Raw genomic sequence first — 25,421 nt, forward strand, 5'->3', positions numbered from 1 at the left:
CATTTTATCCGCTTGACAGTTGTAAAAAAGTATTGTATATTTGTAACAAGTAAATCACTAAGGAATAAAAATGATATTCAAAGCAAGTAGCACTATAACACATGAGCATTTTCAAGGTTCAATCAGCAAAGTTTACAAGTACTTAAACAATCATCACAACAAAGAACATTTTGAAGTTAAGCTACCCGATGAAACTCTGGTTGATGCTATCAAATTCATCGAAAATTATGATGAAATTAGGTTGAAATTTCCCTCAAAACCGAAAATTTAAGCAGAAAATGAGCATAAAGATTGATTAAATCAGTTAAAACAGTTAATTTCGTATTTAAAGAATGAACTCAAATACGGATTATGCGATACACACAAAGTCAAATTATCAAAGAATTGGCGTCGAGAAATGTTTTCATCACTCGACAAGCACTTCACGCCCACAAAAAGAAGTATCTTAAGCCCAAAACACACTACATTGAAGATACCGTTACCCTGTTTACACAGCGTGGTTACAACAAAGTGATTAAGTTTTATACTGAGAGTTGGAATCATAATAAAGACCGCATTTCTGACGATTAATCTTGTAAATAACATTGTTGTCATCATCTTTACCCACAGGATATAACACACCCTCAAAGTAGCTGTACGGTGATTTGTGATTCTTTGGAGTATTCCAAATCTCTTTCACATATTCGTACAAGGTTTGCGTATATCTCTGAGCTCTGACTTTGTTTGAATTAGTATTAAACCCTTGTGCATTGTAGAATTTCACGTCATATGCGATGTTTCGTAAGTCTTTTTCAATGTCTTTCCAATACACCAATCCATTTTCACGATTCCGGGCTACAATCAAGGCTTCTGTAAATTGTCCTTGACTTACATTCCATTCCGGAGGAACTCCACAGCAGCTTGTAAAATCACATTTTTCTTTATGATGAGCGTCTGACACATAGAACCGCATACCTAAGCTATGGGCTATGTTTCGCATATCTTCGATAATAGGTCTCTTGAATTGATAGTTTAACCGCCTGTAGCCTGAACCTTTGGAATTTTCTTTGTAGAAATCCCATAAGTCAACACCAGCCCACTTTGACATTTCCTTATACTTGCTTTTTAAACGTTCATCTGCTCTTGTTTCCAGACAAAAGAATTCGGTTGTGATGCTATCTGCACCGGCTTGGCTTGCTCTTGTGATTGTTTCTTTGTAATCGTCTGATATTCCAACGATGTAAGGTCTTAACCTTAATGTAACTTTTATGCCTGCATCGCTTAGTTTCTTGATAACTTCAAACCGTTCTTTCGGACTTGCAACTCCCCTTTCAATGGCTTTTGCTTTCATGCTGTCAGAAGTGATAATACTGATTTTGAAATGCCAATTATGAGCGTGCCGTTTGATAATATCAAAATATCGGTTGTCATTGACAAACCAAGTGCCTTTTGTCGAGAATGACAATGGGTAATCGTATTGGTCGAATATCTTCATGAACTCCAGACTTGTACCGTACCGCTTCTCAAAACCGTCAAAAGCATCTGCCAAACCACCCCATTGCATTACTGTTTTATTTCGGACATAGTTGTAAAATTGCAGATTATACTTAGCAAGTTTTTCAGGTGTACCGTTTAGGGAGTGTTCAAGGAGTGTAGCCACTTTTCGGGGACTTGCTGACTTGACTTGTCGTTGTAGATACATCTTCGAACTGTGGCTTTTCTGATTGAACGAAAAGCAATAAAGGCAGTTGAAACTACAGCTTGAATAAGTGTCAAATGTCATCGGCATTGAGCAATCACATAACTCGGCTGACCAACGTGGAGATTCGTAATCTTGGGGTATCAGGTTTTTATTATTTGGCATTTCTGACCCTTGCTGATTAACCATTTTACGTTATTTAGTGTTTTTGTGCGAGTAGCTTTTAGAAATTTTAGGCTAATTTGGCTTTTTGCTTGTTTCAAACGTTCAAAACTTACCGAAATAGGGCAATATATAGCCACTATTGATTTTTTATAGCTTAGGGTAAGTAAATAGGCGAAAAAACTATTATTGTTAATTCTATCCCCCTCTACGACGGTTTTTTTAAAACCCCTATTTTCACTAATAAACTGTTTAATTTTGGGTAATGAGTTATACGCCAAAGTGTCTGTGCCTTTGCAACGGTCTTCGATTGTATAGTCTCCAATAAGGCACGTCACGCCGTCCGTAGTGTGCTTAATTGGTTCAGTCACTAACTTCATTTTGTCATTAAAGTAATTCTTCATTACATAGTCAGTTTTGCCTGCTCCGGCTTGACCTATCACAACTTCAATTGTCATTCAGATACCTGTAACATATCGGACTTAATTTCTATGTCGCCGTTGATAAGCCGTGAATAGCCTTTGATTTTTGGTTCAGCAAGTCCGATGTTAGCTAAGAAAGTTTCTGCAATTTCTTTGGTACTGAATGCAATCTCGCAAAGTATGCTTCTACCGTCCTTGTCACCCTCTACGTGTTCCATGTCACTTGGTTCAATGTCAGTTCCATCATCGAAACTGAAATTATCATCCAAGTCAAGCAATACGTTAATTTCGCCATCTTCAAAACCTGTCAGAGTTAAATCAACACCTAAATCCCTTAAGTCTAACAATTCAGCTCTTAACTTTTCCATATTCCAATCTGATTCGCCTGCTTTGTTGTCTGCTATTCGAGCCGCTTTCTTCTGTTCTTCAGTCATATCATCGCGTACAATAACAGGTATTAAAGGCTTTTCTAAGTAGATTGAGGCTAACTTGCGCTTATGCCCTTTAATTAAAATTTTATTTTCATCAACCACCACAGGTACATCAAATCCAAATTCTTTGATTATATTTGCTAAGGTGATTATTTCTTCATCAGTATGAATTTTTGCGTTATTCTCGTAATCAATCAGTTCATGCGGGTCTAAGTATATAAGTTGTAATCCCATTCCTACTCTCCAATAGTTGTAAATACTGAAAAGTACAACAAATTAAACTCACAATTAAATGCGTGGTTTTCTGCGTTAAACACTAATCACAACTTAGTTTCACACTTTGATTATTGCCGTTCATATCCCCTACATTCGTAGTGAATGTAAATTATAATTTGGACAATATTATGAGTTGGATACCAATTTTCAAACCCGGTACTCATACCGATGCGGCAGGCAATACACGGACTTGGTCTGATGCTGATGTACGCAACATGGTAAAAATGTACAATGAACAATCACCTGCCGAAAAGCATGATGCACCTGCCGTCAAAGGACATCCTAAAACTGATGACCCAGCACTCGGTTGGGTGGATTCGCTAAAATACGAAGGTGGTCAACTTTGGGCGAAACTCCGTGACATGCAAAAATCATTTGTAGAAGAAGTGAAAAGCGGAGCTTATAAGAAAGTTTCTGTTAGACTTTATCCAAATAATATGCTTCGTCATGTGGGATTCTTAGGTGCTGTTCCCCCCGCTATCAAAGGTTTAGGTGATGTAGAATTGGCAGAATATGAAGGCATTTTCTTTAATGAAGAAGATGTTGCACTAAGTGATATTGCTTTTTCAATTGCTGAACCAGAACCTGAACCAAAAACTGTTGTGGTTACTCCTAATGAGAATCAACCACCTGCACCACCAACAAACACAAAACAAGAAAATAACTTTAATCAACATGGAGATTACGTAATGGATTTTAATGATTTAAAAGATTCGTACTTCGCAAAGCTGAAAGGTCAAGTAAGTGATGATACATACGCTAAAGCATTCGCAACCTTCTCAGAAGTGTTTAGCGGATTTAAGCCAAAAGCAACTACTGAAAAGCCTAAAGATTCCGCTTTTGCTCAATCTGACGAATACAAAGCGATGTTAAAGCGACAAATGGAACTCGAATTAAAAACACGAACACATGATATCGCTGATTTTATCGCGAATGAAACACCACTTGCAGGCATTGCTAAAACGAAGGCTTTCCCTGTGATAGAAATGGCTTATAGAATTGACAATCCGGGCGACTATCAAGACTTCCCACTTGACTTGAATTTCAGTGAAGAAGACAAAAAGAAACCGGCAAATGAATTAGTCAAGGACTTTATGAGAAACCTACCTAAAATTGTTGAATTCAATGAATTTGGTAATGGTGGTACTGACAATACAGGCAATCACAACGAAGATATTGAAAATGCAGTTGCAACAGCTCAAGGAGTGAAATAAGATGGCTTTAGATTTAGGAATAAATACTTTAGGGACTCAAACTCACAAGAAAGATATTTTTGCGAGTTTAGCCCAGACCAAAGAGATTAGCGATATTATAATCGCATCAGGTCAAAACCTTGCACGTGGCGCCATGCTTGGTAAACAAACAATCGGCGCATTCGATGCAGTAACTGCTGAAGCAGGTGCAGGTAATACCGGTAATGGTGTTCTTACACTCGCAGACCCCGCTCATGCGGTAGGCGTAAAAGCAGGCGTTTACAAAGTAGTGTTTGTTCAACCTGTAACCGACTTAGGTTCATTTGTAGTTGAAGACCCTGACGGTATCATTATCGGTTCGGGTGTTGTAGGAACTGCTTTTGATGGTGTTGTGAAGTTCACAATTGCAGATGGTTTGACTGACTTTGTAGCAGGTGACAGCTTTAACATCACCGTTGCTTATTTAGCAGGTAATAACAAATATTACCTCTGGAATCCTACCGCAACTAATGGCGTTCAAAACCTTGTTGGCATCCTTGGATGTGCTGTAGACGCAACCACAGGTGACGAGGGTGGTTTCTGTTACGTAGAGGGTGAATTCCTCTTATCTACACTCACCGCCGCCGCTGGAGTTACCATTACGGCAGGTGTTTATAATGGTGGTTCTATTGTAATAAAAAAGGAGACTGATTAATTATGTCTATTATGCTTGATATGTTTGACTCGCGTTCGATGACCGCAGCAGTTAATAAAACAAAAGTATTTGACCCGTTTGTCTTGAATATGCTTTTCGGCAAACCCGAAGGACATGCGGCTGATAAAATTGACCTTGAAGTGATTTCACATAGTGATAAATTAGCAAAGTTCGTGAACCAACATGAGGGTCCGAGATTGCTACAAAAAGACAATCGCGTGTATCAAACAATTTCACTTCCGCGTACTTATGAAGAATACATCTTCACAGCACAAGAACTTGCAGATTACAACGCTTTTGGTCAAATATACGACCAAAATCCGGGACGTAAAGCTGAGGAAGCTAATAAGTTTGTTGTACGCCATTTGGAATATCTCAAATCAAGGGCAATGCTTAGACGTGAATGGATGGCTTGTAAAGCTATCTCTACAGGCGAAATCGCAGTTGCACAAACTAACATTTCATTCAACATTGATTATCTATTCGAAGATAATGTTCATTTGACTGATTTGGGTGCTGGTAACTATTGGGATGATGTAACAGGTGATATTTTGACTAACATCCGTGCATGGAAACGTGATATATTACGCCGTTGTGGTCAATCCCCTGACATTGCAATTTTGGGTACTGATGCCTCTGATGCGTTTATGTCAAATGAATTAGTCAAAAAAGCACTCGACACAAACAACTATAAAATTGGCACGCTTGACTTGAATACTAATCAATCCGGAGCGGCTAACTTCTTAGGTCGTATTATGGGTGTTGACTTCTTCGAATACAACCAACAGTTCAAAGCTGACAATGACACATCAACTGACTTAATTCCTACGGATAGAGCTATTGTTACTTTCCGCAAGAATAATAACAACCGTGTGCATTATGGTCCGGTGTTCAATCTTGTAAACAAGAAACTTCAAACTATCATTTCCGAGTTTCACTTGGATGTTGAAGAAAAGAACAAAAAAGCTATGTCTTGGACTTTGGAGCAAAAATCATTACCTGCAATTCATAATGCAGATGCTTTCATTTCATGTAAAGTTATTGGTGACTAATTTGGGTATGGGGTATATATGGGGTATGGATAGGGTATCCATAGGGTATATCAAAATATGGGTATCGAACTATATATATTGTATTAGTATATTATATTATATTAGTTTAATGTATATTATATTAAGGATTACCTATCCATAGGGTATGGATACCCTATATATACCCTATCCAAAGTAGCCACAGTGGCGACGCTTTCCAAAATTAGAAAATGTTGATATTTCAATCTAAAAAATGAAAAAATTCTAATTTTACCGTAAAATATTTTTAAAATGATGAAAAACGGGTTGGAAAAACTTTAGAAAAAACGAAAAACGATTCAAAAAGTACAATGATTGATGCAAAAATGATGCAAAATTGATGTTAAAATCATCAAAAACGATGCAAAATTGATGTTAAAATCATCAAAAACGATGCAAAATTGATGTTAAAATCATCAAAAACGATGCAAAATTGATGCAAAAATCATCAAAAACGATGCAAAAAACATACGAAAAATTGATTTTTAACCTAAAAATTGAGCGAAAAAACGAATATGCCTTATTGCGATGTTGCCGATATTGTAGAAAATTTGTCAGAAACTAAGACAAAAATGCTATCAAATGATGCCGATGCTTCAAGAGTTGATGAAACAGTTGTTTTGAAGTGTATTGAAAAGTCCGCATCACTCATTGACGGCTATTTGAGAGGTCGCTACGAAGTGCCGGTAGAAGAAAATCAAGATGAACGCATACTAAAAGACCTAAACATCGAACTTGCTGTTATTGATTTGCATGAAAGGCGTGGAAAGTTAGCACCGGAATTGATTAAAGAGCGAAAAACAAAAGCTCTGGAAAGATTACACCTTATTCAAAGAGGCGTAATATTGATTTCGGTAGTTGAAAAACCTGTCAATCATAGAGTTTCAATGGCGGTTTCTGTGCCTAAACAAAAGTTTACAAGTGACTTTTATAGTGAGATGCCGTAATGGAATTGGAAATCGTAGATGCAGTTGTTGAATATCTCAAGACTAAGATTAGTCCTGATGATGCTTGTACCCAAGAAATGCCTGAGATGTATAACGAAAATGAATCGGAAGAGAATTATTTAACACACCCCCATGCTGATATATTTATTTATGATAACGGCAGTCGGGGTGGACGTAGAGACATCAGTTCGCATAGCAACACAATTGCCATTGGATTCACGATTTACAGCATTTCCGAAAGACATCCGCGATATGGTGCAAAGGTTTTAGCTCAAAAAATCAGGAAAGAACTAACTGTCTTTTATCCGGAATTAGAATCAGGGATTATTGAATCTGTAGAATGGGTTTCAACGGACCCACTCCCATCAATCAAAGATGGAACAATTCTCTTGGGAATGATAATTAACTACAATGGAATATACTTCGACGGACAATAACTATGACATTAGAATATATAATTTACGCAGTAATAGGTATACTACTAACAACAGGATTTTCTATCGTAGGGACAAGGATTGCACAAGCATGGGGAGAATCTGGGGGAAAAACCGAAAAACTAATCAAAGAACATGAAGAACGGAGCAAGGACGATAACCACCGGATTGAAAAGGAGTTTCTCAACTTGGAAAAGGCAATAAAAAACTTAGAAACATTGATTCAAGAAGTGCGGCTTTTCGTAGCCCAACAATCAGATAAAAATAACTTTGTAGTAGAGCAATTCAAATTGTTATGGGATAAACATAACGATACTAAAAAAGAAATTGACGATGTAAAAAATAGAGTTTCAGAGTTAGAACATAAGGATAAATATGGAAAATCCAGTAAACAAAACTGATAACATAGGTAAGTTGCTAACAAAAATCAATTCCTTGTTATCATATGCTGATTTGCAAGAACTTGAGGTTGCCGGCAAAGTTGACCTATTGGTATTAAGCAAAGAAATACGCTTGTTGACCATAGCGGCTAAAGAAGAAGCTAAAAACATCACAGATGACCAAGCTGACGAACTTAGTTTGCGGTTTGGCGATGCGTTCTTTAAAATACTGAGAGGCTAACATGACTACGATTGATGAAAGACTAACAGGTCTTGAAGAAAATATTGCCGAAATATTGGAGCATATTAGACCCAAAGTTAGAGCGAAGCAGACCCAAACCAAACATGGATGAAATAGTTGCTATTTCAAACGAGATGGATTTGTTAATTGACGAGGTTAAATCGGTTCGCAAAGATGTTCAAATTGCAATCGAGCAACCGTTTGAGGCATCAGAAGAACTTACCGAAGCTGATAAAAGTTCAACACACGAAGAAACATCTTTGTTATAGGTGGATTAGCCGTAACGGGAGCATTGTCTTTAACTTTTTGGCTCTACTTTCTGCCACTATTCGCGGTCGCAATTGGGTGTTCTTCTCATTTGGGATGTTGGCTCTGGTTTTAGCTTACGATGAATTTGCTTGTATTACCCGGAAACACAATTAAAAGGATAGCACAAAATGCGATTGCTTCCGCTATATTTATTCTTGCTCTTGTTGTCATTATTAGCACTGGCATTCAGGTCGGAAATTCCCTTATCTCTGACAGAAGTCAGAGCGAGAAAGTATCGCCAACCAACTGCTACTGAAAGACAAGCAGAAACAAGAACAGAGCCAAGCATCGGAGACAGCAGGTGAAATACCACTTCATGTTCAGCTTATGCTTGAATGCCTTCATGTTGTTGAACAACCGAAAGGCTCAAATCTGGTGACAGTATTGATGTTTGGCGTAAGTATTTCGGCTTCTTATATCCTGTGCCATGGTGTGGAATTTTTGGGGGATAAAATCAAAAGAGGGCCAAAGCATATCAATCATTATGTCCGCACGTGCAAGAGATTATGCAGTAATTGGGCGTATATGCTTTAAGCGACGTAATTTATGGCAATTATATCCCTAAGCCCGGAGATTGGAGAGTAAAAGAAAGCGAAGAAGACCGGGCGGAGCACACGTTGACACATTTGTTTCATGGGACACTTTAGCACAAGAAGGCATTATTATCGGGGGGAACGTGAATGATGCAGTAAAAATGAGGGAAATCACGCTTAGAGGCATGGTTGCCGATGGCACAACGCATATAACTGATGTTACAAGTTATTATGAATTTTTAGAAGCGGAGACTAAAGATGAGATTCTTGAAACTATGGAAGGCATTGCAACATTCTATTCCGATTATTTCGACGGTCGTAGGACTGCTAATGGAGAAATATATAGGGCAGAAGATTTCACAGCAGCAAGCAAAGAACTCGAATTCGGAACACGAGTTAGAGTCACAAACCTCAGAAACGGAAAAAGTGTCGAAGTCAGAATCAACGACCGTGGACCCTTCGCAAACAATGCAATAATTGACCTTAGCAAAGCGGCAGCCGATTCAATCCAAATACGAAAAGGAAAGGTACTTGTAGAAGTGCTTAATTATTAAAATATATTGGAGTATGTCATGGAATTTATAACAGATTTCTTTAATAATAACATTGTATTGTTTGGCTTCGTGGCTCTCATTGTCATCACATTTGTTGGTATTATGGTGTTGCAATGGTTTAAAAAGAAAACAGGCGTCAATACCGATGCTTTAGTGGATGGATTGAAAGATTTGAACGAAACTGCTCAAGTGGAAACTGCTAAAGAACTGAAAAAGACGGTTGAAAGGATATTGACGAAAAGAGAAGCTATCTTATCTGTAAAAGAAGGCAATCTTGTTGAAATCAAAAAAGATACGAACGGCAATGATTTGTTCATTGAACATACATTTCCTCATGTAGCTGAAAAAACGCTCGACGGCAGTCAAGAACATGAAACTTACGAAAGTTCAAGAGAAGACGGTTCAAAAGTGACTGTCTCAATTGACGGACCAAATGGCGAAACGCAGACTTTCGAGACCGGACCCGATGAAAGTGTGACAATTATTGGCAAAACCAAGAACAAATACGCCGTCCGAGACAGTAATGGAAAGTTTGTCAAAGCTGACGAAACTACTGAAAAGCGTAAAGTAGGACGTCCGAGAAAGGTGAAGCAATGAAAGAACGATTTGTAATATCAAACATACCGACAAAGCTTCCTGTACCAAGTACAATTCTTTACACTTTTTTATTGCATTATTACCAAGTGAGCGGAATATGGTGGGGAGTATTTGTTACGCTGATTTCAATTCTTTGGATAGTTATTGCTGTTGCTAAATGGAACGAAGTAAGCATTGACTTAAATACCGACGAATCAGACAATAAGCGAAATCTTGCAAAAAGCAAATTTATCAAAAAATTGTTGGCACTTACTAAGGCAAAGCAATGAGTAACCGTAAACCGATGCAAACTTGCGTGACTGCTGAAGTTAAAGACAAAGTAGATGAAGCCGCTCGAAAGTTCCAATGCAGTAGAAATGACATTGTGGAAGCCGTGCTTTTGTTCTTCGATACTGACACATATGAACGATGCTTAAAATTTCAAAAATTAGACGAATTTTTAAAGGGAAACCAATGAAATTAATCATATCAATATTGCTATTGTCAGCCATGCTAATAAGTGGCTGTAGCTTGTTTCAATCCTCAGCAGAATACTTAATTGATAACATTGAAATTACATGGAAGCCGGACAAAGCAAAAGAAACAACTCCGGTGGATTCCATTGTTGTGAAGTTTGACCCTGTATATTGGGTGGAAGCACCGTGTGAGGACGGCACAGAAGAAGAAACCGAACTTGAATTTACAAAGAGTGGTTACGGTGTATGGATGCTCGATAATCCTTATGCTAAGAGGTATGAAGTGATTCGCAAAGATACAGTAATATACTTTTATAAGGCTAAGTAAGATGTTAACTGAAATGGTCAGGGGTGCGACTGAAAAGATTCTTTTTGATTACAGTTTGAATGGTGTTCCACAGTCATTGACGGGAACAACAATTGAGCACACTTGGAAAAAGTCACCAAAGGACACCGAGCCTGCTCTAAGCATAGCTAAAACTGAGCATGAAAATGAATACGAATCTCTTATTGTGATAACTTCTGCTATGACAAAAAACTTGGAATTAACGACTTATTATTGGGAGTTTGTCATCATAAAATCTGACGGCACAAGGATTTCACGTAAAAAAGGACTGCAGGGACATCTTGAATTAACTTTTAATTTAGCCCCTATACCGGAATAGAGATGGAACACACTGTATCAGTCAATATAACAACCGAAGTTCACGAAGTTGAATTGAAAGAAACAAAAATCGCTGTTTCGGAAACTGACAGTTCAACTGCAAATAACGATGTTGGTCACAATCATGACGAACGCTACTATACTAAAGCTGTTATTGATGACAAGTTAGATTTGATTCATACAGCAGGCGAAGTAATCAATGGACATAGGTTAGTCTTTTTGAAAAATGGACTTGCATATAAAGCATCAAATGACAATCCTGAATGCTTCAATCGAATTGTAGGGATGTCGGTAAATGCAGCTTCACTTGGGGACGCGGTGACAGTAAGAACCGGAAAGATAGTAAATCCGGGATGGGGATTAACAGCGAACGCAATTTATTATCTTGGGCTTGATGGCAATATTACATTGACTTCACCAAGTACAGGAATATGGCAAATTGTAGGTTACGCATCAGATACAGAAACTTTAATTGTAAATATAGAAATAGGAATAATGAGGTAAATTATGGCACAGAAATATTTAAAAGTAGGTACTACGAACCTTGAAGAAGTAGAAGGTTTAGTTGCAAGTGCAGGTGCAGGAGATGCAGGTAAGATTATAGCAGCGGATGCAACAGGGAAGTTAGATGCAACATTCTTGCCTGTTGGTGTTGGAGCAGATACAAAGTTAATTGCTGCGAGCGAGAATTTAGTAGCAGGTGATTATGTCAATATTCATGATTCTACAGGTGAAAAGGTTCGTAAGGCAGATGCTTCGACAATCACTAAGAAAGCGGATGGTTTTGTTCTTGAAAACGTTACAGCACCCGCAAATGCTACTGTTTACTTAGGTAACAAAACAAACAATGCCAAGTCAGGATTGACAGTTGGAGCGGTGTATTTCCTTGATGCTTCTACTCCGGGTGGAGTTACAACAACTGTTCCTACGACAGCAGGGCATATCAGACAGAGACTTGGGAAAGCTATTAGCACTACCGAGATAGCTACTGAAATCGGTGAACCAATAGTAAGAGCATAAAGTGGCAAAAGCAGTTGGCATAAATGGTAATAATTTGGAAGAGTTTGAAATTGCGTCAAGTGCAGGATTAATAAAATATACTCAAGCCAATTTAACAATTGACTTCAATAATGGGTCTTGGATTGTAGCTACTATAGCAGCAAACGCAAGTTTTTCATTATCGAACGTACAAGAGAATTTTGCATATTTAATTACTGTGAAAAATTCATCAGGCTCCGGTATTGTAATAACCTTGCCAAATACAGCAGATGAATTTCAGAGGGCTACCGAAAGAATTGCACCAACATCGAGTAAAGATTTTTCTCTGATTTATGACGGAACTATTAGAAGATGGTTGGTGAGTGACAATTATTCGTAAAAATATAATTTTTTAGATATGGATGCAAATATAAGAAAAAGGATTTTTGGCAAATCACTACGTATGATGGCATCAGCACATTTAACACGTCTTTGGAGTTATTTGGACGGGGTCTGGACTGAAGAACAACCAACAGGTAATGTGGATAGAAGATGGTTTGGTTGTAGTATAGATGGTGACCAAATGGTTGCTGTCGTGAACAATGTCTATGGCAGAGTGTGGTGCAAATTGGATGGCACATGGGCTGAGCATCAACCGGCTGGGAATGTCAATAAATATTGGATGGGTGCATCAATTCATAAAGGTCGAATATTATTATCAGTAGAGCGGGCCGCCGATGGTAGGTTATATAGTTATGATGGTAGCTCTTGGTCCGAAGAACAACCCGTCGGCGATGTAAGTAGAAATTGGAGACCGGTCGCTATAAATAATGGCCAAATGATAGCAGGGGTGAATGCGACGACAGGAAGATTATATAGTAAATTGAACGGGTCTTGGGTGGAAGAACAGCCTGCAGGAAATGTTGATAGAGTTTGGTGGTCGGCTGATATAAATAATGGTCAAATGATAGCCACTTCAAGGTCCTTGACAAACGGTAGAGTCTATAGTAATTTATCAGGGACATGGGTTGATGAACAAGCGGCAGGCGATGTGAATAGTAATTGGGGGTGTTGTTCTATAAATAATGGTCAAATGATGGCAGGAAATACCACTCGATTATATAGTAAATTAAACGGGTCTTGGGTGGAAGAACAACCTGCAGGAAACGTGAATAAAGATTGGGCAGGATGTGCTATATATGATGATATACTTCTTGCAGGGGTTTGGAACGGTAGGCTATATTATAAATACGATGGCGTTTGGGAAGAAATGCAACCAAGTGGAGATACGAATAGATATTGGCCAAGTGTTTCAATTTCAAAATAAAGAGGAAATAAAATGGTTTGTTACATTATTGATAAGAAAATAATCACCTTTGAAGAAGAGTTGGATTCCATTCTTTACAATTATCAAAAATTGAGTGTAGAAGAAACTAATTTCTATCTTCAAAATCCGACAGCAACAATTGATGAAATTCTAAATCTGGGATTGGCAGTTCAAGTTATAGACTTGAATGAATACAAAGTTTCTTGTATTGCCAAAGTAAGCGAAATGAGTTTCGAGCTAAGGCGAAGAATTTATGATGATTACAAGCTAATGAACGTGCCATTAGGGCTTTATACTGAAGCTGAAAAAAATGAAATTGCTTCAGTATGTGACAGATTCCGAAATGAATTTTACCGACTGAAACAAGCAATTGAAAACGCACAAACAATAGATGAAATTAACACCATAGTTGATAGCCACAAATACTTGGGAATCAGTTAATCATGACCTTAAAACTTGTCATAGAAAAATGGAATATATTGCATCCGGAGAGCGAAATACCTTCGGATATTCCGGCAATAAACTACTTCGATTTTGAAGAAATCTGTCAAGACTTAGGTATAAAGCATTATCCAAGTTTTATGGAATGCAATACCATTTGGAACGAAATGCAGGATAGCATTAAGATTACGGATAAAAAAACATTCGCAATAAAAAGAGCTTCGCAAATGAGTTTTGAATTATGCAAGATTCCAATACACCAACAAATCAATGCAGGTTTAGGACTTTACACCCCCGAACGTTGCTTGTATATCACTAAACGAATTGATAGGTATAGACAGGAATTTTACCGACTAAGAGAGCTTATTCAAAATGCTAGCACTATACAAGAAATTGATAACGTTTTGTTAAATCATCATTACGATAGAATATGAGCGTACCAAAAATACAAGCTGTAAATCCAGAAACAGGCAAACCGTTGTTTCTTGACCCTGCTACAGGTGCACCATCAGGAACAGACGGTCAAACCTTAAGATTCAATTCAGGTGATGAATTAGAAGCAACAAGTGCTATTACGGTAACAATAGCTGAGACATACAAAGAAACGAACCTTACCACCGACATGGACGCTGAAGATAATTACGTGGGTGCATCTTTGCAATTGCGTGGTCAAATCCCCGAAGATTTAGGGTTGGATTTAGAAAACAGCTACAGTAGCGCGAAATTAAAAGTAGAAGTACAAAGACCATTGGAAGGTATTGAAAGTTGTGGCATAGAAATAAAAAGCAGAAATCTTGCAGAACCACAATCCGAAAGTGAGATATTGTTTAGTGGAGACAAGTTCAATGTGAACAATATGCAACTTCATAACGCACTTTTAGAGGCTGTTGAAACTTTGCCGTCAGGCTTGACAATGGACGATGCAGGGCGGATTGTTAGGCTCGGTAGTGGCTTCTATTTCTGGCAAGGATGGCGATGGGTAGGTTTGTCTGATAATAAATATCATTTCAAACCAAGCAATCAAATACTTGCAAAAGACAATATTTGGTATGATGACAACAATATACAGTTTGAAATTGGACCGCTTGAGCTTTATGAGTTTAAGTTGATAGTAGATGTGAAATTGACCACAGAGACGGACATGGTGGCTTATTGGGGGAGGTTTTCATCAAGTGAAACTATAAATGAGATGCGAGGAAGCCGTAGCATGTTCGGTGTAGCAGAATACGACGGAGGTGAAGACCATTGGCATAATATGTTAGCACAGTCCAATTATTTTCACGAGACAAAGAATGCGTTTACCGGGATGCACCATTATATTTTTCATTTCGACGGCATCATTTACGGTGGTAACGCAACAAGCACAATCAAATTACAGCATAAAGCAACGGGAGCGACGGGTATTATTGACGTTCGCCCTTTCACACGCATTATTTTAAAACGAATATATTAGCATTTAGCAATTTATTTTTAATTATTTACAAGGAGAATTATTATGCCAGCTATTCCTTTGCTATACGGAGAACCCACATTTTTAAGACTTGTACCCGGTGTTTTTAGCGCAGGTCAAGCAATTGAAATCGCATCGCTTGGATCGAAAGTTGATTTTCTAAACGCCGTGAAAGTACTTCCGGCTTTTGCAGGTACTTCATCCGGTGATGAAAGTCCAAAATATCATACTACAGAAGGAGCAAACAAGAATCAATATTCTGTTCTGGACGGCTCGAAAAATTATAACATACTTGACGGCAGCGTTATTTCCGAAGATGCCGGAGCAGACAATCAAAACAAATTCGAAGCGAGCGTAATGGCATCACCTGCTCAACGTTCTACTGTAATTACAGCATACGAAAACGGTACACCTGTAATCGCTTCTCGCGAAATTGGAAGAGATTCTGAAACAGGATTGATTGCAGGATACGAGTTCATTCTCGGCAAAGTAACCGATTTCAAAGACAATCCACAGGCAGGACCGCATACAATTGATTTCACAATCATCGGTATTGCGACATTTACTATCAAAGAAACAGTTCCGGGAACACCTGATATTGACCATACGGACTATAACTCGATTGCTACAGGAGCCGGTAATACAATCCAACCAACAAATGAAACTGCTCGTACAATTACTGAAATTGACGGCACGGATTGGACTCGATTATTGGCAGGCAAAGTTGTTACGAAGTTGGTTTAATTAATGCCGGAGATAATAACTTCATATAAACAATCTTACAGTTGGACTGAAAATGATTTCGGTCCAACTGAGATTATTGTTGTTGTTTCCGATGCTTTTGAAGGTCTCTACGCTGAAACATTGACTGCTGTAAATGTTATAGAGTTGGACGGTATTCAGCAGAGCATCAAGGGAAAGAACGGTGGTTTCGAAGAGAATGAGCTCACGATGATAATCAGCGACCTTCTCATTGAAACAGTTGCTGATTCTGACTTCGTACAATTTATGAAAGAAGCTGAGAGTAATGAGGTTCGACGATTTATCGGTGTTTTCTTCGATGATAACACTACTGTAAATTTGTTATTCCATGGTACTGCTCAAAGAGAGATTGAAGCTGAAGATTTAATATGGCATGGTGCCCATTTTAATGCTTCGCCAAATCCTAAAAGAAAGTTGAATTTCAAAGTTTCGCCGTATCGAGAAAGCGTTTTTGGTGCATTTACTGTAACAGAATTGACGGAAGGCAGAGAAACTCCTGCTATTCCGGGCTTCGATAGCTCTTGGGAAGCTGCGAATGTGATAAACGGGAAAGGTTATGCCGATTTCAGTTCATCGCCAAGTATATACGATGTAAGAGTATATCAATTGGTAAACCTAAATGAAGTACTAAGAAAATATGCCGATAATTTGGAAGAAGCAATTTTTAACACGGGCGATGGAACAATATCTATCAAATTTGATTCTGTCGAATTAGACGGTAATTGGCATCCTGCAAGATGGAATCGCCGTACTGCATACGGTTCATCAACTCGCTATGTTTTAACGCCTGGGAACCCTAATTATGTCCCCTTTGAGGTACATAACGATGATTTCAATAGATTAAAAATTAATCCTGACGGCAAACCACTTACTTTTGCAGTAGATGTAGTTGGAATACCGCAAAATTCTGAGACCGCGGCGTATCTCAAAGAATCTCCATTTATTAGTTATGGTTTAGTAAAGAAGATACTTGGAGAGCCACAACCCAGTTTATCAAATGACTTTCGATTCAACAAAATTAAAACGTTTTTTGATTTAATTAGTTCGTTAGCTCAAAATTTTGGACTCTTTACTAAAGCTTATTGGGCTACAAGCACAGAGTTACGAATATCATTTGAAAACCGGAGTGAAAATGTTGGCGATGTGGTTTATCTAAAGACTTCTTTATCCGGAAAATTGCAACCTTCAGGTGACGAAATTAGCGACAAGAAGTATTTAGGCAAAGCCAATTACAACGCACTTGAGGGTTATGATTATTATGACAAAAACAACACCGGAGATTCACCTGTTTACATCAAATCTAAATTTCATGAAAATCAAAGCTTTGAAAACACGAATACTCTATTATTGACAATATCACCAACTGTTGCATTCATATACAAAGCAATCGATAGAGGAATTGATATAGCAGCGGGGCTGCCCCATAATCATTATTTTGTTTCTTCTGCCGATGGTTACTTTTCATCTCGAAATTCTGGACAGGAAACTTTTGGCGTTCATACCGCAATTTACCTTTATGTTGACAAATATGATGCTTTAGACGAGAATGAATCCGAGCATTACTACACTCCGGCAGCTGCAATGTCAATTAAGAACGGTGCTGAAGACTTAACGTTCCATAGACTTGCAGATTTCTTAAACTATTTGTACGGTTTCGATTACGACGCACAATTTTACGAATATACGTTAGAATTGCCGGGCTTTCATACTCTATCAATCAATTCAAGTGGTGTATCGCCTATCTGGAAGAACCATAAACTCCATAATAAGCTATTTCTTGACAATCATTGGTGGAAAATAACCCAAATAAAGTGGAAATTCGCAACAAAAAGTATCGAATTGCTTCTTCATTCTGCTCAAAAATACTCTTTTTCAAACCCGGAGACGCCTGTTTTGTCAACTGATGGCGTTGTAGTGGAGTATTCACCTCCAAATATTGTTGCAAATAGTGGTTATCAATTAATTCTCCTGAATGCGGCAGTCACGAAATTGGAAGTAGTTGCAAGACTTTCAGACGGCACTTACACTAAAGCCTTACCAATCGCCGCGCATTGCCAAAATCTCGCAGGTCTTGCGCTCGTTGATGGTATAACAGACGAGTATATTCAAATCAAAACAGAAGGCGAAATCAGCGATGAATCATTTCCGGATTTGCCGATAAATACTCTTATGTTCTTGCGTAAAAACGACGTAGGTATCAACATATCCAACATTCCTTTGACTGTACCAACTGTGCAAGAGCATCTTTATGCGATAATTGGAGTTTATGTAGGATTTAAAACAATCAAAATATTCGAAGGATTTCCGCAACAATGGATTTATCACCCTATTCCGGTTGAGGCTTAAATGAATTCAATCTTTTTAAAATACGGCAATTTTGTTGACGGCGAAATATCTTGGAGTTCTGCTGTCGAATTCAAGCCTTCGAAAATCGAGGACATATATTCTACAACTCGGATAAGTGGTCGAGACCTGCGAGACATTCCATATAATCATCTCGTTGCTAAGAGGAGCAATTCCATTGCCATAACATTAACTCCAATTGATTTAATGCTATCTGCAAAAATGACTTTCTTGATAGCATTCTACGGCGCCATGGCATGGCAATATAACTTGACAAATACTGACTGGGAAACCGAAGCTGTTCGAGTAGTTCTTGAAGAAAACGGTAATATGCCATACGAAATTATTCAAAAGCATAAACAATTGAAAAAAGTTACTTTAAATCTAATACAAAAAGAGCCTGACTAATGGCATCAACAACATATAATGACTGGCAAAAATGGAAAATCATTCCAATCCAAACACTCCAAATCAGTTTTGCGAATGGTAATGATTATACTTTTGGCACTCTTGAAGCCGGGAGTGCTTTTAGTATTGACTTTATAACTGAAGAAAACGATTCAGGTGGTGAAGATATTCAGTTGGTAGAACTTACGGCATCCGCAATCGTAGTGCAAAATAATTATGGCGATATGTACACATTTTTAAACGATTGCAATAAGCAAAAAGTTACGAATTTCAATCTTAAATTAAAAAACAATCCAGGACAGCTAAACCCAGGTGAAATTTGGATACATCCTCTCGGTTTTGAGCTTGATCCGCCTCTGACATTTACAAATTATCAGTTAAAATGGAATATTAAACAATCAGGCATATCGCCTAAACTCACCCTGAATCTCAGAGCATTGCTAAGTATAGATGCTTTCGATACGGTTGCGGGTGGAATTTTAGTAATACAAACAGGAGCAAGTTAATGACTCATGAATTCCAAGTGATTCGAACCAATAAACAAGGTAAAGCTGTAAAAAATTCAGCAGATGAACCTGTATTTGACAAGTTTATATACGATTTTGAGAAGCTCTCAATTGACCGCATATTGAGTGCAAGAAAGCTGTTTCATCTAAGTACAAAGGATTATGCTCAATCACCTAAGCAAAATGATGAACTTGAAGTTCTTGTCAAGCGCGAAAGCGAACGATTGGCATTCGGGGCTATCATTATCAAGGTTGATGATGAGGGAAATTTAGAACCTTATGACCCATATAACGCAGCATCTAACAAATTTGCTGAACGATTGACTGGTTATGACAACTTCACAAAGTTAATGGAGTGTCAGTCGGATTTTTTTCAGAAAGCGGGGCTGCAATCCGTCGAATTGATGACGCAGTCGGCAGATATAATGCTGCAATCGCTAAACATAATGAAAGAATTCAAAAATCTCGAAGGGTCGTTGGGGGGAAACATGTCGGAAATGATGTCGGGGATTCTGTCGGCAGCTCAAAATATGTCTATAAAACCAGAGAAGAACTCCACAGAGAGTATTACTCAAAAGAATATTTCTCCAGAGAGCAACGAGAACCCTACAATTGGAGAATAGTTTGGTTAGCAGCCAAATTTGAGGGGGTAAGGAGAAACGAAATTCTAAAATACCCGGTTATCGAATTTATTGAAATTATTGAACAGGCACTTGAAGAAAAGGCAGTAGAGTATGGCGCAGGAACTTAGTATTAAATTAAAAGCAGATGTTGACCTTGAGGCAGTTATCAAGCAATTCAACGTTTTATTAACCCAATTACGGTCATCACTTGGCGCATTCGGCGAGACCGTTTCTTTGCTTGATGTAGATAAAATCAAAAGTGAGATGAATTCTATAAAACAAAGCTATGATTTACTCGGCGATAAAGCAAAAAAGGCAGGAGAAGAAGCTGACGGTTTAGCAGATGGACTGGAAAAAGCAAGAAAGAATGGTACATTGCTAAGTAAAGCGTTTCAATTCAATCAAATGGCGCAGTCTGTTAATATGGTCGTTGGAGCTCTTGACAAATTCGTACAACCTTTCGTAGAGCTTGACAAGCAAGTTAAAAATATCGGCACCTTGGGTGTAAAGAATTTCGAAGAGTTTGCATCATTAGCTACCCAATTGAGCAAAACCGTACCAGATAGTGCAGCCAACATTGCCTTAGGTGTTTATCAAGCAGTATCGGCAGGTATATCAGGAACAAATCAAGAAATTATAAAGTTCACCGAAACAGCCGCTAAAGTTGCTGTTGCAGGTGTGGCTACAACTGAACAGGCTGTGAATGGCTTAACAAGCGTTCTGAATGCTTATGGACTAAAAGCATCGGAAGTATCTGGAGTTTCAGACGGCTTCTTCGCTGCGATTAAGTTGGGTAAAACAACGTTCAATGAATTGAATGCTTCATTAGCAAATGTAATACCTGCGGCAAGTGCTGCGGATGTAAAGTTTGATGAGGTTGTGGCGTCTGTTGCTCAAATGACTGCTTTGGGTGTTCCAACAGCACAAGCAACTACTCAAATCCGCTCTGCTCTTATAGAATTGCAAAAACCTACAGGACAATTGGAAGCGTTTATGAAAAAGCTTGGTTTGTCAGCTCAAGATATGCAAGAAAAACTCTCAAATCAAGGTCTAATTGCTACATTGCAAGAACTCGAAAAATCGGCAACTGCTCAGGGCAAACCGTTCAATCTTCTGTTTGGCTCTATGGAAGCCGGATCTGCTGCTGCCTTATTGACAGGAAAGAATGCAGAACGTGCTACTCAAACATTAGCAAGTGTACGCGAGGAGATTGAAAAAGGGGTTTCAACCGAAGCGTATGATGTTGCAGCCCAAAGTATTGATGTTAAAACCAAGATATTCCTTAATAAAATTCAAGCAGGTTTTTCTCAAGTTTTCGATACAATTGGCACCGGAGCCGTAACAGCTATAAATACTTTCTCTCAAATCGGACCGGCAATTGCGTCGTTTGCAGGTTTTAGTCAACTCCTGCCATCAAAAGCGGAGATGACTGAGGGTATTAAGGATTTTCAGAAAACATTAAATAATAAAACTTTGCCTGCAATAAAAAGTTTCTCTACATCAATAACAAACTTAATACCAGGACTTGCTACCTTTGGGACCTCAGCGTCAACTTCTTTTGGTGCGGCAGGTGCGGCAGGTGCAGCAAGTGGAACTGCAACATCGGCAGCTTGGATGACAGCATTGGCTCCTATAGTAGCAGTTATTGCGGCTGTTGTGGCCCTTGGTGCACTTTTCTTGTATCTTTATAACAATGTTGAGGGATTCCGAAACCTGATAAATGGTGTTTGGGAAGTGGCGGAGTATGGTTTCACTCGGCTGTGGGATATTTTAAAGAGAGTAGGCGATATATTTCTTTCATATGGGGCAGCAATTTTCGAAGGTATGGTTCTGCCGTTTAGGTTAGTGATTGATGTAATTTCCGGCATCGTGGAAGCTTTCACAGGCATGTCTGGAGAAGCAATAACTGTTGAAGACGTGATTAATGCTTTGGGTGTCGCATTCGATTTTGTGACCAATCAACTAACTTTGATGAAAGCAACAATAGACGGCTTTGTTGCAGGGATAAAATCTGTCACCGGTTCAGTTTCGAATATAATTAAAGCAATTTTTTCAGGCAACATTGGCGAAGCAGTTAAAGAATTCGGCAATATGGGCAGCAATGCCGGTAAAGCGATACTTGACGGCGCAAATGAGTCGTTGCGAGATGCTAAATTTGAAGATATAACAAAAGCATTAGAAGATAAATTTGCTGACGGCATCAAAATCAATGCGAAAATTCAGGAAATTGAAGGTATTGATACTTTAATTGAAAATTATCAAGACACTACTTTGCAAATCAAAACTTTGCAGGCGAAGCCTGAATCAGATTTGACAGAAGATGAGCGTAATCAACTTCAAATGCTCGAAGAAAAAGCTAAACAAACGGCTGATGCAATCGGCAAAATCGTACCTGAAGCAAGAGAAAACTTCAGAAGGATTACTGATGAATCGGGTAATCTTGTAAAGGTTTACGATATCAACATTGATAAAACAAAAGAACTTGCTGAGGAGCGAGAAAAAGCATACAAACAGCAACAACTTGATGACCAAGCAGCATATACACAAGGCTTGACAACTCAATCCGATAGACTTGCAGACCAGACTCAAAAACTAAAAGAAGCTGAAGCAGAAGCTAAAAAATTATATGCAGCCGGCAATAAGGATGCGTTTGCTCTGCAAAATAAAAAAGTAATTGAGTTAAAAGATGGAATTCAAGCAACGCGTGATTCTATGGTAGATTCATTTACCAAAGGAGCTAAAGCAGGTTTGCTGACAAGTGATGCAACTGAGAAAATCGGCAAACAACTTGGGCTCAATAGTGCAAGTATCGTTGATGCTAAAACCCAACAAGGCGCATTTACTGCCGAAGTGGAAGGCACTGGCGAAGCAGTTAAAAGCCTTGGGGAATCGTTCTCGGAAGCCATGAATAAAGCCAAAAAAGGACAAAGTGAAGCAATAAGCGCGTTGGCTGAGTTGGCAAGACAGCTTAAAAATAACGAGATTACGCGTGAAGAATACGAAGAAAAGAGAAAAAATGAATTGATTGCCGGCAAAGCAGCGAACAAAGAAGTGTTGTTTTTGACTGAACTCGAAAAACAAGCTAAAAAAGACTTAGGAATCCTCGAAGGTCAACGAGCCAAAACAACAGCAACAAATCTTCAGAATGCAAAAAAACTATTCGACACAGAAAAGAAAAGCATCACTAACGCGCTTGAGCAAAAGCGTATAATTGCTGAAACTTCACGCTTGGAATCGGGTCGTGAAAAAACAATAATTGATGATATTGCAGCACAAAAAGATGCGATAAAGGCTTTGCAACAAGAGAAGGATGTTCTTCAAGAAATTTACAAACTCAAACTCGATGCGAATGGTGTTGTGGTTGATGTAGGAATTAAACTTGGTAAAGATGAGAAAAAATCAGACGTAATTGATGGCATAAATGACCAAATTACTCAGCTCAACAACTCCATTTCCAAAGAAAAGAATAAGGATATTGAGCTAAATTTAAAAGCTAAATTGGAAGATGAAGAATTCGTAAAAAAACTCGACGAATTGGCATTATCTGAGTTGCGTTATGAGATCGAACTCGGAATTAAACTTCCAGAGGATTTAGTTGCTAAATTAAAAGAAAGTCAATCTAAAATTACAAGCACTATTGTTGAAGAACAAAAAACTATTGATGCTTTATTATCGGAATTAGGCTCTGAAAAAGGAGAAAATCAACTGACAGCCGAACGTCGTGCTGAAATCGAATCCGAAATTAAGGACCGTAAAAGCAAGTTAGTTGATTTGAAAAAAACAGAGTTAGACGGTAGAAAGGAGATTAATTCTGAAGAAAAAGCCATACGCACAAAACGTATGCAGGACTTGCAAACACAGCATCATGAAGAAATGCAGTTGATTGAAAAGCGTAAACAGGCTGAACTTGAATTAAATAAAGCAATTATCGGCTCATCATCCGGCGCACTCGACAGAATTTCTGATGTCAGACATAAAAATCAAATCGAGAAATTGGAGGAGATGAAGGAAGCTGAAATCATTACAGAAGTTGAGTATAATAAACGCAAGGAAGATTTAGAAAGAGAGCATCAAAATAATAAAAAGGCGATTCAGGATGCCGCAAGAGGTGCAGAGATTGAAGCTCAGAGACAACATGATTTAGCTTTACTAAATGAACAAAGAGCACGGGAACAGGCTATACTTAATGCTATAGACCCAACAGATACAAAAGCCATTGAAGCCCAAAGAGCGAAATTAGAAGGGATGGATAAGGTAATTGCTGAGAAGGGAGATATTTTATTGGCATCTGCTGAAGCGTTGCAAGGAAGTATTGGCGATATTTTCGTCAATCTTTTCGATGGCGGAGAAGCAATGAAAGATTCCGCCAGGACAATGTTGGCAAATATGGGTGGTATTTTGAAAGCAGCGGCAAGTGCTGCCGTCTCAAAACTAATAATTGATTCTTTGTTTACATCCACGACCGGATTTTGGGCTGTATTGACAATTCCTATGATTAAAGGGTTGGTTACCGCTGCTATGAATACCATTTTAGGACCGGCATTATCTGCACTCAGTAGTTTTCATACCGGTGGGCGCGTGGATAGTCCAACTGTAGCAATCGTGGGTGATGCATCTCAAGGACGTCCGGGGGACGATACTGAATGGATATTACGCGATGACCATCTTTGGTTGATTGTAACAGAAGCCGTTCGCCAACAAGAGCATCATTTAATGAATGCAGTTAAGTTGTTATCATCAGATTTCTCGCAAGAAATGCAAAAAATGGCGAATAATTTAGATTTAACTGCTATTATGGGTTTAATGGAGACAGATGTAACTGTAGAAAAGCACCTAAGACAACTCGAAATAGTAAATAAAGGACTTTCTCGAATTAATGAAGGAGTTAATTCCCTCGAAAAATCCTTAAACACTCAATTGTCGCCTGATAAAACAATTAAATTATTGTCGGAAATGTCAAAAATGATGAAAATACAAGTTGATTATCAGACCGAAGTAACAGATGCAGATGAATATTTACAACAATACGGTCAACAAGAGCTAAAAATTCGTTCTTATGCAGGAGGTAGTGGGTTTTTGACCAAACCTGAGTTGGCACTTGTGGGCGATGCAGGGAGTAATAACCCGGAAATCGTGTTAAATAATCCTCAGCTACAAGCGTTGATAAGCGAAGCATCGAAATCAGGAAATGAAATGTTAATCCGGAAGATGGATCAATTAATTAATGTTGTTGAAAGTCTGGATTTTGATGTATATTTGAATTCACAAACTGTAACTGATGAAGTAAATCGTGAAAATAATCGCCGAAAAAGGAGAACAACTATATCATGACAATAATTAAAGCAGATGGTGTTTATTTACTTAATAATAAGATATTGCGAAAGCGATTAATTAAGAGCCTTGAGAAGAATCAAAACGACGGCAAAATCACATTAAGAAAAACTTTGATGGATGAAACCGAAAAAATGATAAAAGAGTTGAAATATGACTGACTTTTAAAATCATTTTGCACGCATTTTGCACACGACCACTACGAAAAAAGC

33 protein-coding genes are annotated in these 25,421 nt (G+C 38.3%); 30 read left to right on the forward strand and 3 right to left on the reverse strand.

The window, feature by feature from the left end; all coding sequences use genetic code 11:
* Positions 1-70 precede the first annotated feature (70 nt).
* Positions 71-271 (forward strand): hypothetical protein, encoded by a 201-nt coding sequence (locus tag M9949_06120; GenBank protein MCO5250981.1) that lies wholly within the window; start codon positions 71-73, stop codon positions 269-271.
* A gap of 243 nt (positions 272-514) precedes the next feature.
* Here M9949_06120 and M9949_06125 read toward each other — a convergent pair whose 3' ends face one another.
* Genes M9949_06125 through M9949_06135 form a run of 3 tightly spaced genes read right to left on the reverse strand, consistent with a single transcriptional unit; the run spans position 515 to position 2,927 of the window.
* Positions 515-1,843, reverse strand: coding sequence for a hypothetical protein (locus tag M9949_06125; GenBank protein MCO5250982.1), 1,329 nt, complete (start codon positions 1,841-1,843; stop codon positions 515-517).
* A complete protein-coding gene (locus M9949_06130; GenBank protein ID MCO5250983.1) occupies positions 1,822-2,298 on the reverse strand; it encodes a hypothetical protein in 477 nt (158 codons plus the stop codon). The genes M9949_06125 and M9949_06130 overlap by 22 nt, the downstream gene beginning before the upstream one ends.
* On the reverse strand, positions 2,295-2,927 hold the full coding sequence (locus tag M9949_06135) for a ParB/Srx family N-terminal domain-containing protein (GenBank protein ID MCO5250984.1): 633 nt from the start codon (positions 2,925-2,927) through the stop codon (positions 2,295-2,297). The genes M9949_06130 and M9949_06135 overlap by 4 nt, the downstream gene beginning before the upstream one ends.
* A gap of 170 nt (positions 2,928-3,097) precedes the next feature.
* Here M9949_06135 and M9949_06140 point away from each other — a divergent pair, with 170 nt between their 5' ends.
* The 29 genes from M9949_06140 to M9949_06280 all read left to right on the forward strand — a co-directional run bounded on the left by M9949_06140 (position 3,098) and on the right by M9949_06280 (position 25,370).
* Positions 3,098-4,183 carry a hypothetical protein gene (locus M9949_06140; protein MCO5250985.1) on the forward strand — a complete coding sequence of 362 codons (1,086 nt, stop codon included), beginning with the start codon at positions 3,098-3,100 and terminating at the stop codon, positions 4,181-4,183.
* A gap of 1 nt (position 4,184) precedes the next feature.
* Positions 4,185-4,856, forward strand: a complete 672-nt coding sequence (locus tag M9949_06145; GenBank protein MCO5250986.1) for a head decoration protein — start codon at positions 4,185-4,187, stop codon at positions 4,854-4,856.
* Between the two features lie 2 nt (positions 4,857-4,858).
* Entirely contained in the window at positions 4,859-5,908 is a 1,050-nt protein-coding gene (locus M9949_06150; GenBank protein MCO5250987.1) for a major capsid protein, read from the forward strand.
* A gap of 533 nt (positions 5,909-6,441) precedes the next feature.
* A complete protein-coding gene (locus M9949_06155; GenBank protein MCO5250988.1) occupies positions 6,442-6,873 on the forward strand; it encodes a DUF1320 domain-containing protein in 432 nt (143 codons plus the stop codon).
* Positions 6,873-7,310 (forward strand): hypothetical protein, encoded by a 438-nt coding sequence (locus M9949_06160; protein MCO5250989.1) that lies wholly within the window; start codon positions 6,873-6,875, stop codon positions 7,308-7,310. The genes M9949_06155 and M9949_06160 overlap by 1 nt, the downstream gene beginning before the upstream one ends.
* A 2-nt stretch (positions 7,311-7,312) precedes the next feature.
* On the forward strand, positions 7,313-7,708 hold the full coding sequence (locus M9949_06165; GenBank protein MCO5250990.1) for a hypothetical protein: 396 nt from the start codon (positions 7,313-7,315) through the stop codon (positions 7,706-7,708).
* Positions 7,683-7,928 carry a hypothetical protein gene (locus tag M9949_06170; GenBank protein MCO5250991.1) on the forward strand — a complete coding sequence of 82 codons (246 nt, stop codon included), beginning with the start codon at positions 7,683-7,685 and terminating at the stop codon, positions 7,926-7,928. The genes M9949_06165 and M9949_06170 overlap by 26 nt, the downstream gene beginning before the upstream one ends.
* Positions 7,929-8,032: 104 nt before the next feature.
* Positions 8,033-8,197, forward strand: a complete 165-nt coding sequence (locus M9949_06175; protein ID MCO5250992.1) for a hypothetical protein — start codon at positions 8,033-8,035, stop codon at positions 8,195-8,197.
* 168 nt (positions 8,198-8,365) lie between these two features.
* On the forward strand, positions 8,366-8,542 hold the full coding sequence (locus M9949_06180; protein MCO5250993.1) for a hypothetical protein: 177 nt from the start codon (positions 8,366-8,368) through the stop codon (positions 8,540-8,542).
* A 269-nt stretch (positions 8,543-8,811) separates the two neighbouring features.
* Complete coding sequence (locus M9949_06185; protein ID MCO5250994.1) at positions 8,812-9,324, forward strand: septal ring lytic transglycosylase RlpA family protein; 513 nt, start codon at positions 8,812-8,814, stop codon at positions 9,322-9,324.
* A gap of 18 nt (positions 9,325-9,342) precedes the next feature.
* Positions 9,343-9,921 (forward strand): hypothetical protein, encoded by a 579-nt coding sequence (locus M9949_06190; GenBank protein MCO5250995.1) that lies wholly within the window; start codon positions 9,343-9,345, stop codon positions 9,919-9,921.
* Positions 9,918-10,190, forward strand: coding sequence for a hypothetical protein (locus tag M9949_06195; GenBank protein ID MCO5250996.1), 273 nt, complete (start codon positions 9,918-9,920; stop codon positions 10,188-10,190). The genes M9949_06190 and M9949_06195 overlap by 4 nt, the downstream gene beginning before the upstream one ends.
* Positions 10,187-10,378 (forward strand): hypothetical protein, encoded by a 192-nt coding sequence (locus M9949_06200; GenBank protein MCO5250997.1) that lies wholly within the window; start codon positions 10,187-10,189, stop codon positions 10,376-10,378. The genes M9949_06195 and M9949_06200 overlap by 4 nt, the downstream gene beginning before the upstream one ends.
* Positions 10,375-10,704 carry a hypothetical protein gene (locus M9949_06205; protein ID MCO5250998.1) on the forward strand — a complete coding sequence of 110 codons (330 nt, stop codon included), beginning with the start codon at positions 10,375-10,377 and terminating at the stop codon, positions 10,702-10,704. Before M9949_06200 ends, M9949_06205 begins: the two co-directional genes overlap by 4 nt.
* Before the next feature lies 1 nt (position 10,705).
* Positions 10,706-11,041: a hypothetical protein gene (locus tag M9949_06210; GenBank protein ID MCO5250999.1), complete on the forward strand. Its 336-nt coding sequence runs from the start codon at positions 10,706-10,708 to the stop codon at positions 11,039-11,041.
* A 2-nt stretch (positions 11,042-11,043) separates the two neighbouring features.
* The gene (locus M9949_06215; protein ID MCO5251000.1) at positions 11,044-11,544 is read left to right on the forward strand and encodes a hypothetical protein; all 501 of its coding nucleotides are present in this window, start codon (positions 11,044-11,046) and stop codon (positions 11,542-11,544) included.
* Between the two features lie 3 nt (positions 11,545-11,547).
* Positions 11,548-12,060 (forward strand): hypothetical protein, encoded by a 513-nt coding sequence (locus tag M9949_06220; protein MCO5251001.1) that lies wholly within the window; start codon positions 11,548-11,550, stop codon positions 12,058-12,060.
* Position 12,061: 1 nt separating this feature from the next.
* A complete protein-coding gene (locus M9949_06225) occupies positions 12,062-12,418 on the forward strand; it encodes a hypothetical protein (protein MCO5251002.1) in 357 nt (118 codons plus the stop codon).
* 18 nt (positions 12,419-12,436) lie between these two features.
* Entirely contained in the window at positions 12,437-13,345 is a 909-nt protein-coding gene (locus tag M9949_06230; protein ID MCO5251003.1) for a hypothetical protein, read from the forward strand.
* 12 nt (positions 13,346-13,357) lie between these two features.
* Positions 13,358-13,786, forward strand: coding sequence for a hypothetical protein (locus M9949_06235; GenBank protein MCO5251004.1), 429 nt, complete (start codon positions 13,358-13,360; stop codon positions 13,784-13,786).
* Positions 13,787-13,788: 2 nt separating this feature from the next.
* Entirely contained in the window at positions 13,789-14,220 is a 432-nt protein-coding gene (locus M9949_06240; GenBank protein ID MCO5251005.1) for a hypothetical protein, read from the forward strand.
* Positions 14,217-15,239: a hypothetical protein gene (locus tag M9949_06245; protein ID MCO5251006.1), complete on the forward strand. Its 1,023-nt coding sequence runs from the start codon at positions 14,217-14,219 to the stop codon at positions 15,237-15,239. The genes M9949_06240 and M9949_06245 overlap by 4 nt, the downstream gene beginning before the upstream one ends.
* A 42-nt stretch (positions 15,240-15,281) precedes the next feature.
* On the forward strand, positions 15,282-15,980 hold the full coding sequence (locus M9949_06250; protein ID MCO5251007.1) for a hypothetical protein: 699 nt from the start codon (positions 15,282-15,284) through the stop codon (positions 15,978-15,980).
* 3 nt (positions 15,981-15,983) lie between these two features.
* On the forward strand, positions 15,984-18,344 hold the full coding sequence (locus M9949_06255) for a hypothetical protein (protein ID MCO5251008.1): 2,361 nt from the start codon (positions 15,984-15,986) through the stop codon (positions 18,342-18,344).
* On the forward strand, positions 18,345-18,749 hold the full coding sequence (locus tag M9949_06260) for a hypothetical protein (GenBank protein ID MCO5251009.1): 405 nt from the start codon (positions 18,345-18,347) through the stop codon (positions 18,747-18,749). It begins immediately after the preceding gene.
* Positions 18,749-19,255, forward strand: coding sequence for a hypothetical protein (locus M9949_06265; protein MCO5251010.1), 507 nt, complete (start codon positions 18,749-18,751; stop codon positions 19,253-19,255). Before M9949_06260 ends, M9949_06265 begins: the two co-directional genes overlap by 1 nt.
* Positions 19,255-19,878, forward strand: coding sequence for a hypothetical protein (locus M9949_06270; GenBank protein ID MCO5251011.1), 624 nt, complete (start codon positions 19,255-19,257; stop codon positions 19,876-19,878). Before M9949_06265 ends, M9949_06270 begins: the two co-directional genes overlap by 1 nt.
* 111 nt (positions 19,879-19,989) lie before the next feature.
* On the forward strand, positions 19,990-25,209 hold the full coding sequence (locus M9949_06275; protein MCO5251012.1) for a phage tail tape measure protein: 5,220 nt from the start codon (positions 19,990-19,992) through the stop codon (positions 25,207-25,209).
* The gene (locus M9949_06280) at positions 25,206-25,370 is read left to right on the forward strand and encodes a hypothetical protein (GenBank protein MCO5251013.1); all 165 of its coding nucleotides are present in this window, start codon (positions 25,206-25,208) and stop codon (positions 25,368-25,370) included. Before M9949_06275 ends, M9949_06280 begins: the two co-directional genes overlap by 4 nt.
* Positions 25,371-25,421 lie beyond the last annotated feature (51 nt).

It is taken from the genome of Candidatus Kapaibacterium sp. (assembly GCA_023957315.1).
In the GTDB taxonomy this organism is placed as follows: domain Bacteria; phylum Bacteroidota; class Ignavibacteria; order Kapaibacteriales; family UBA2268; genus PGYU01.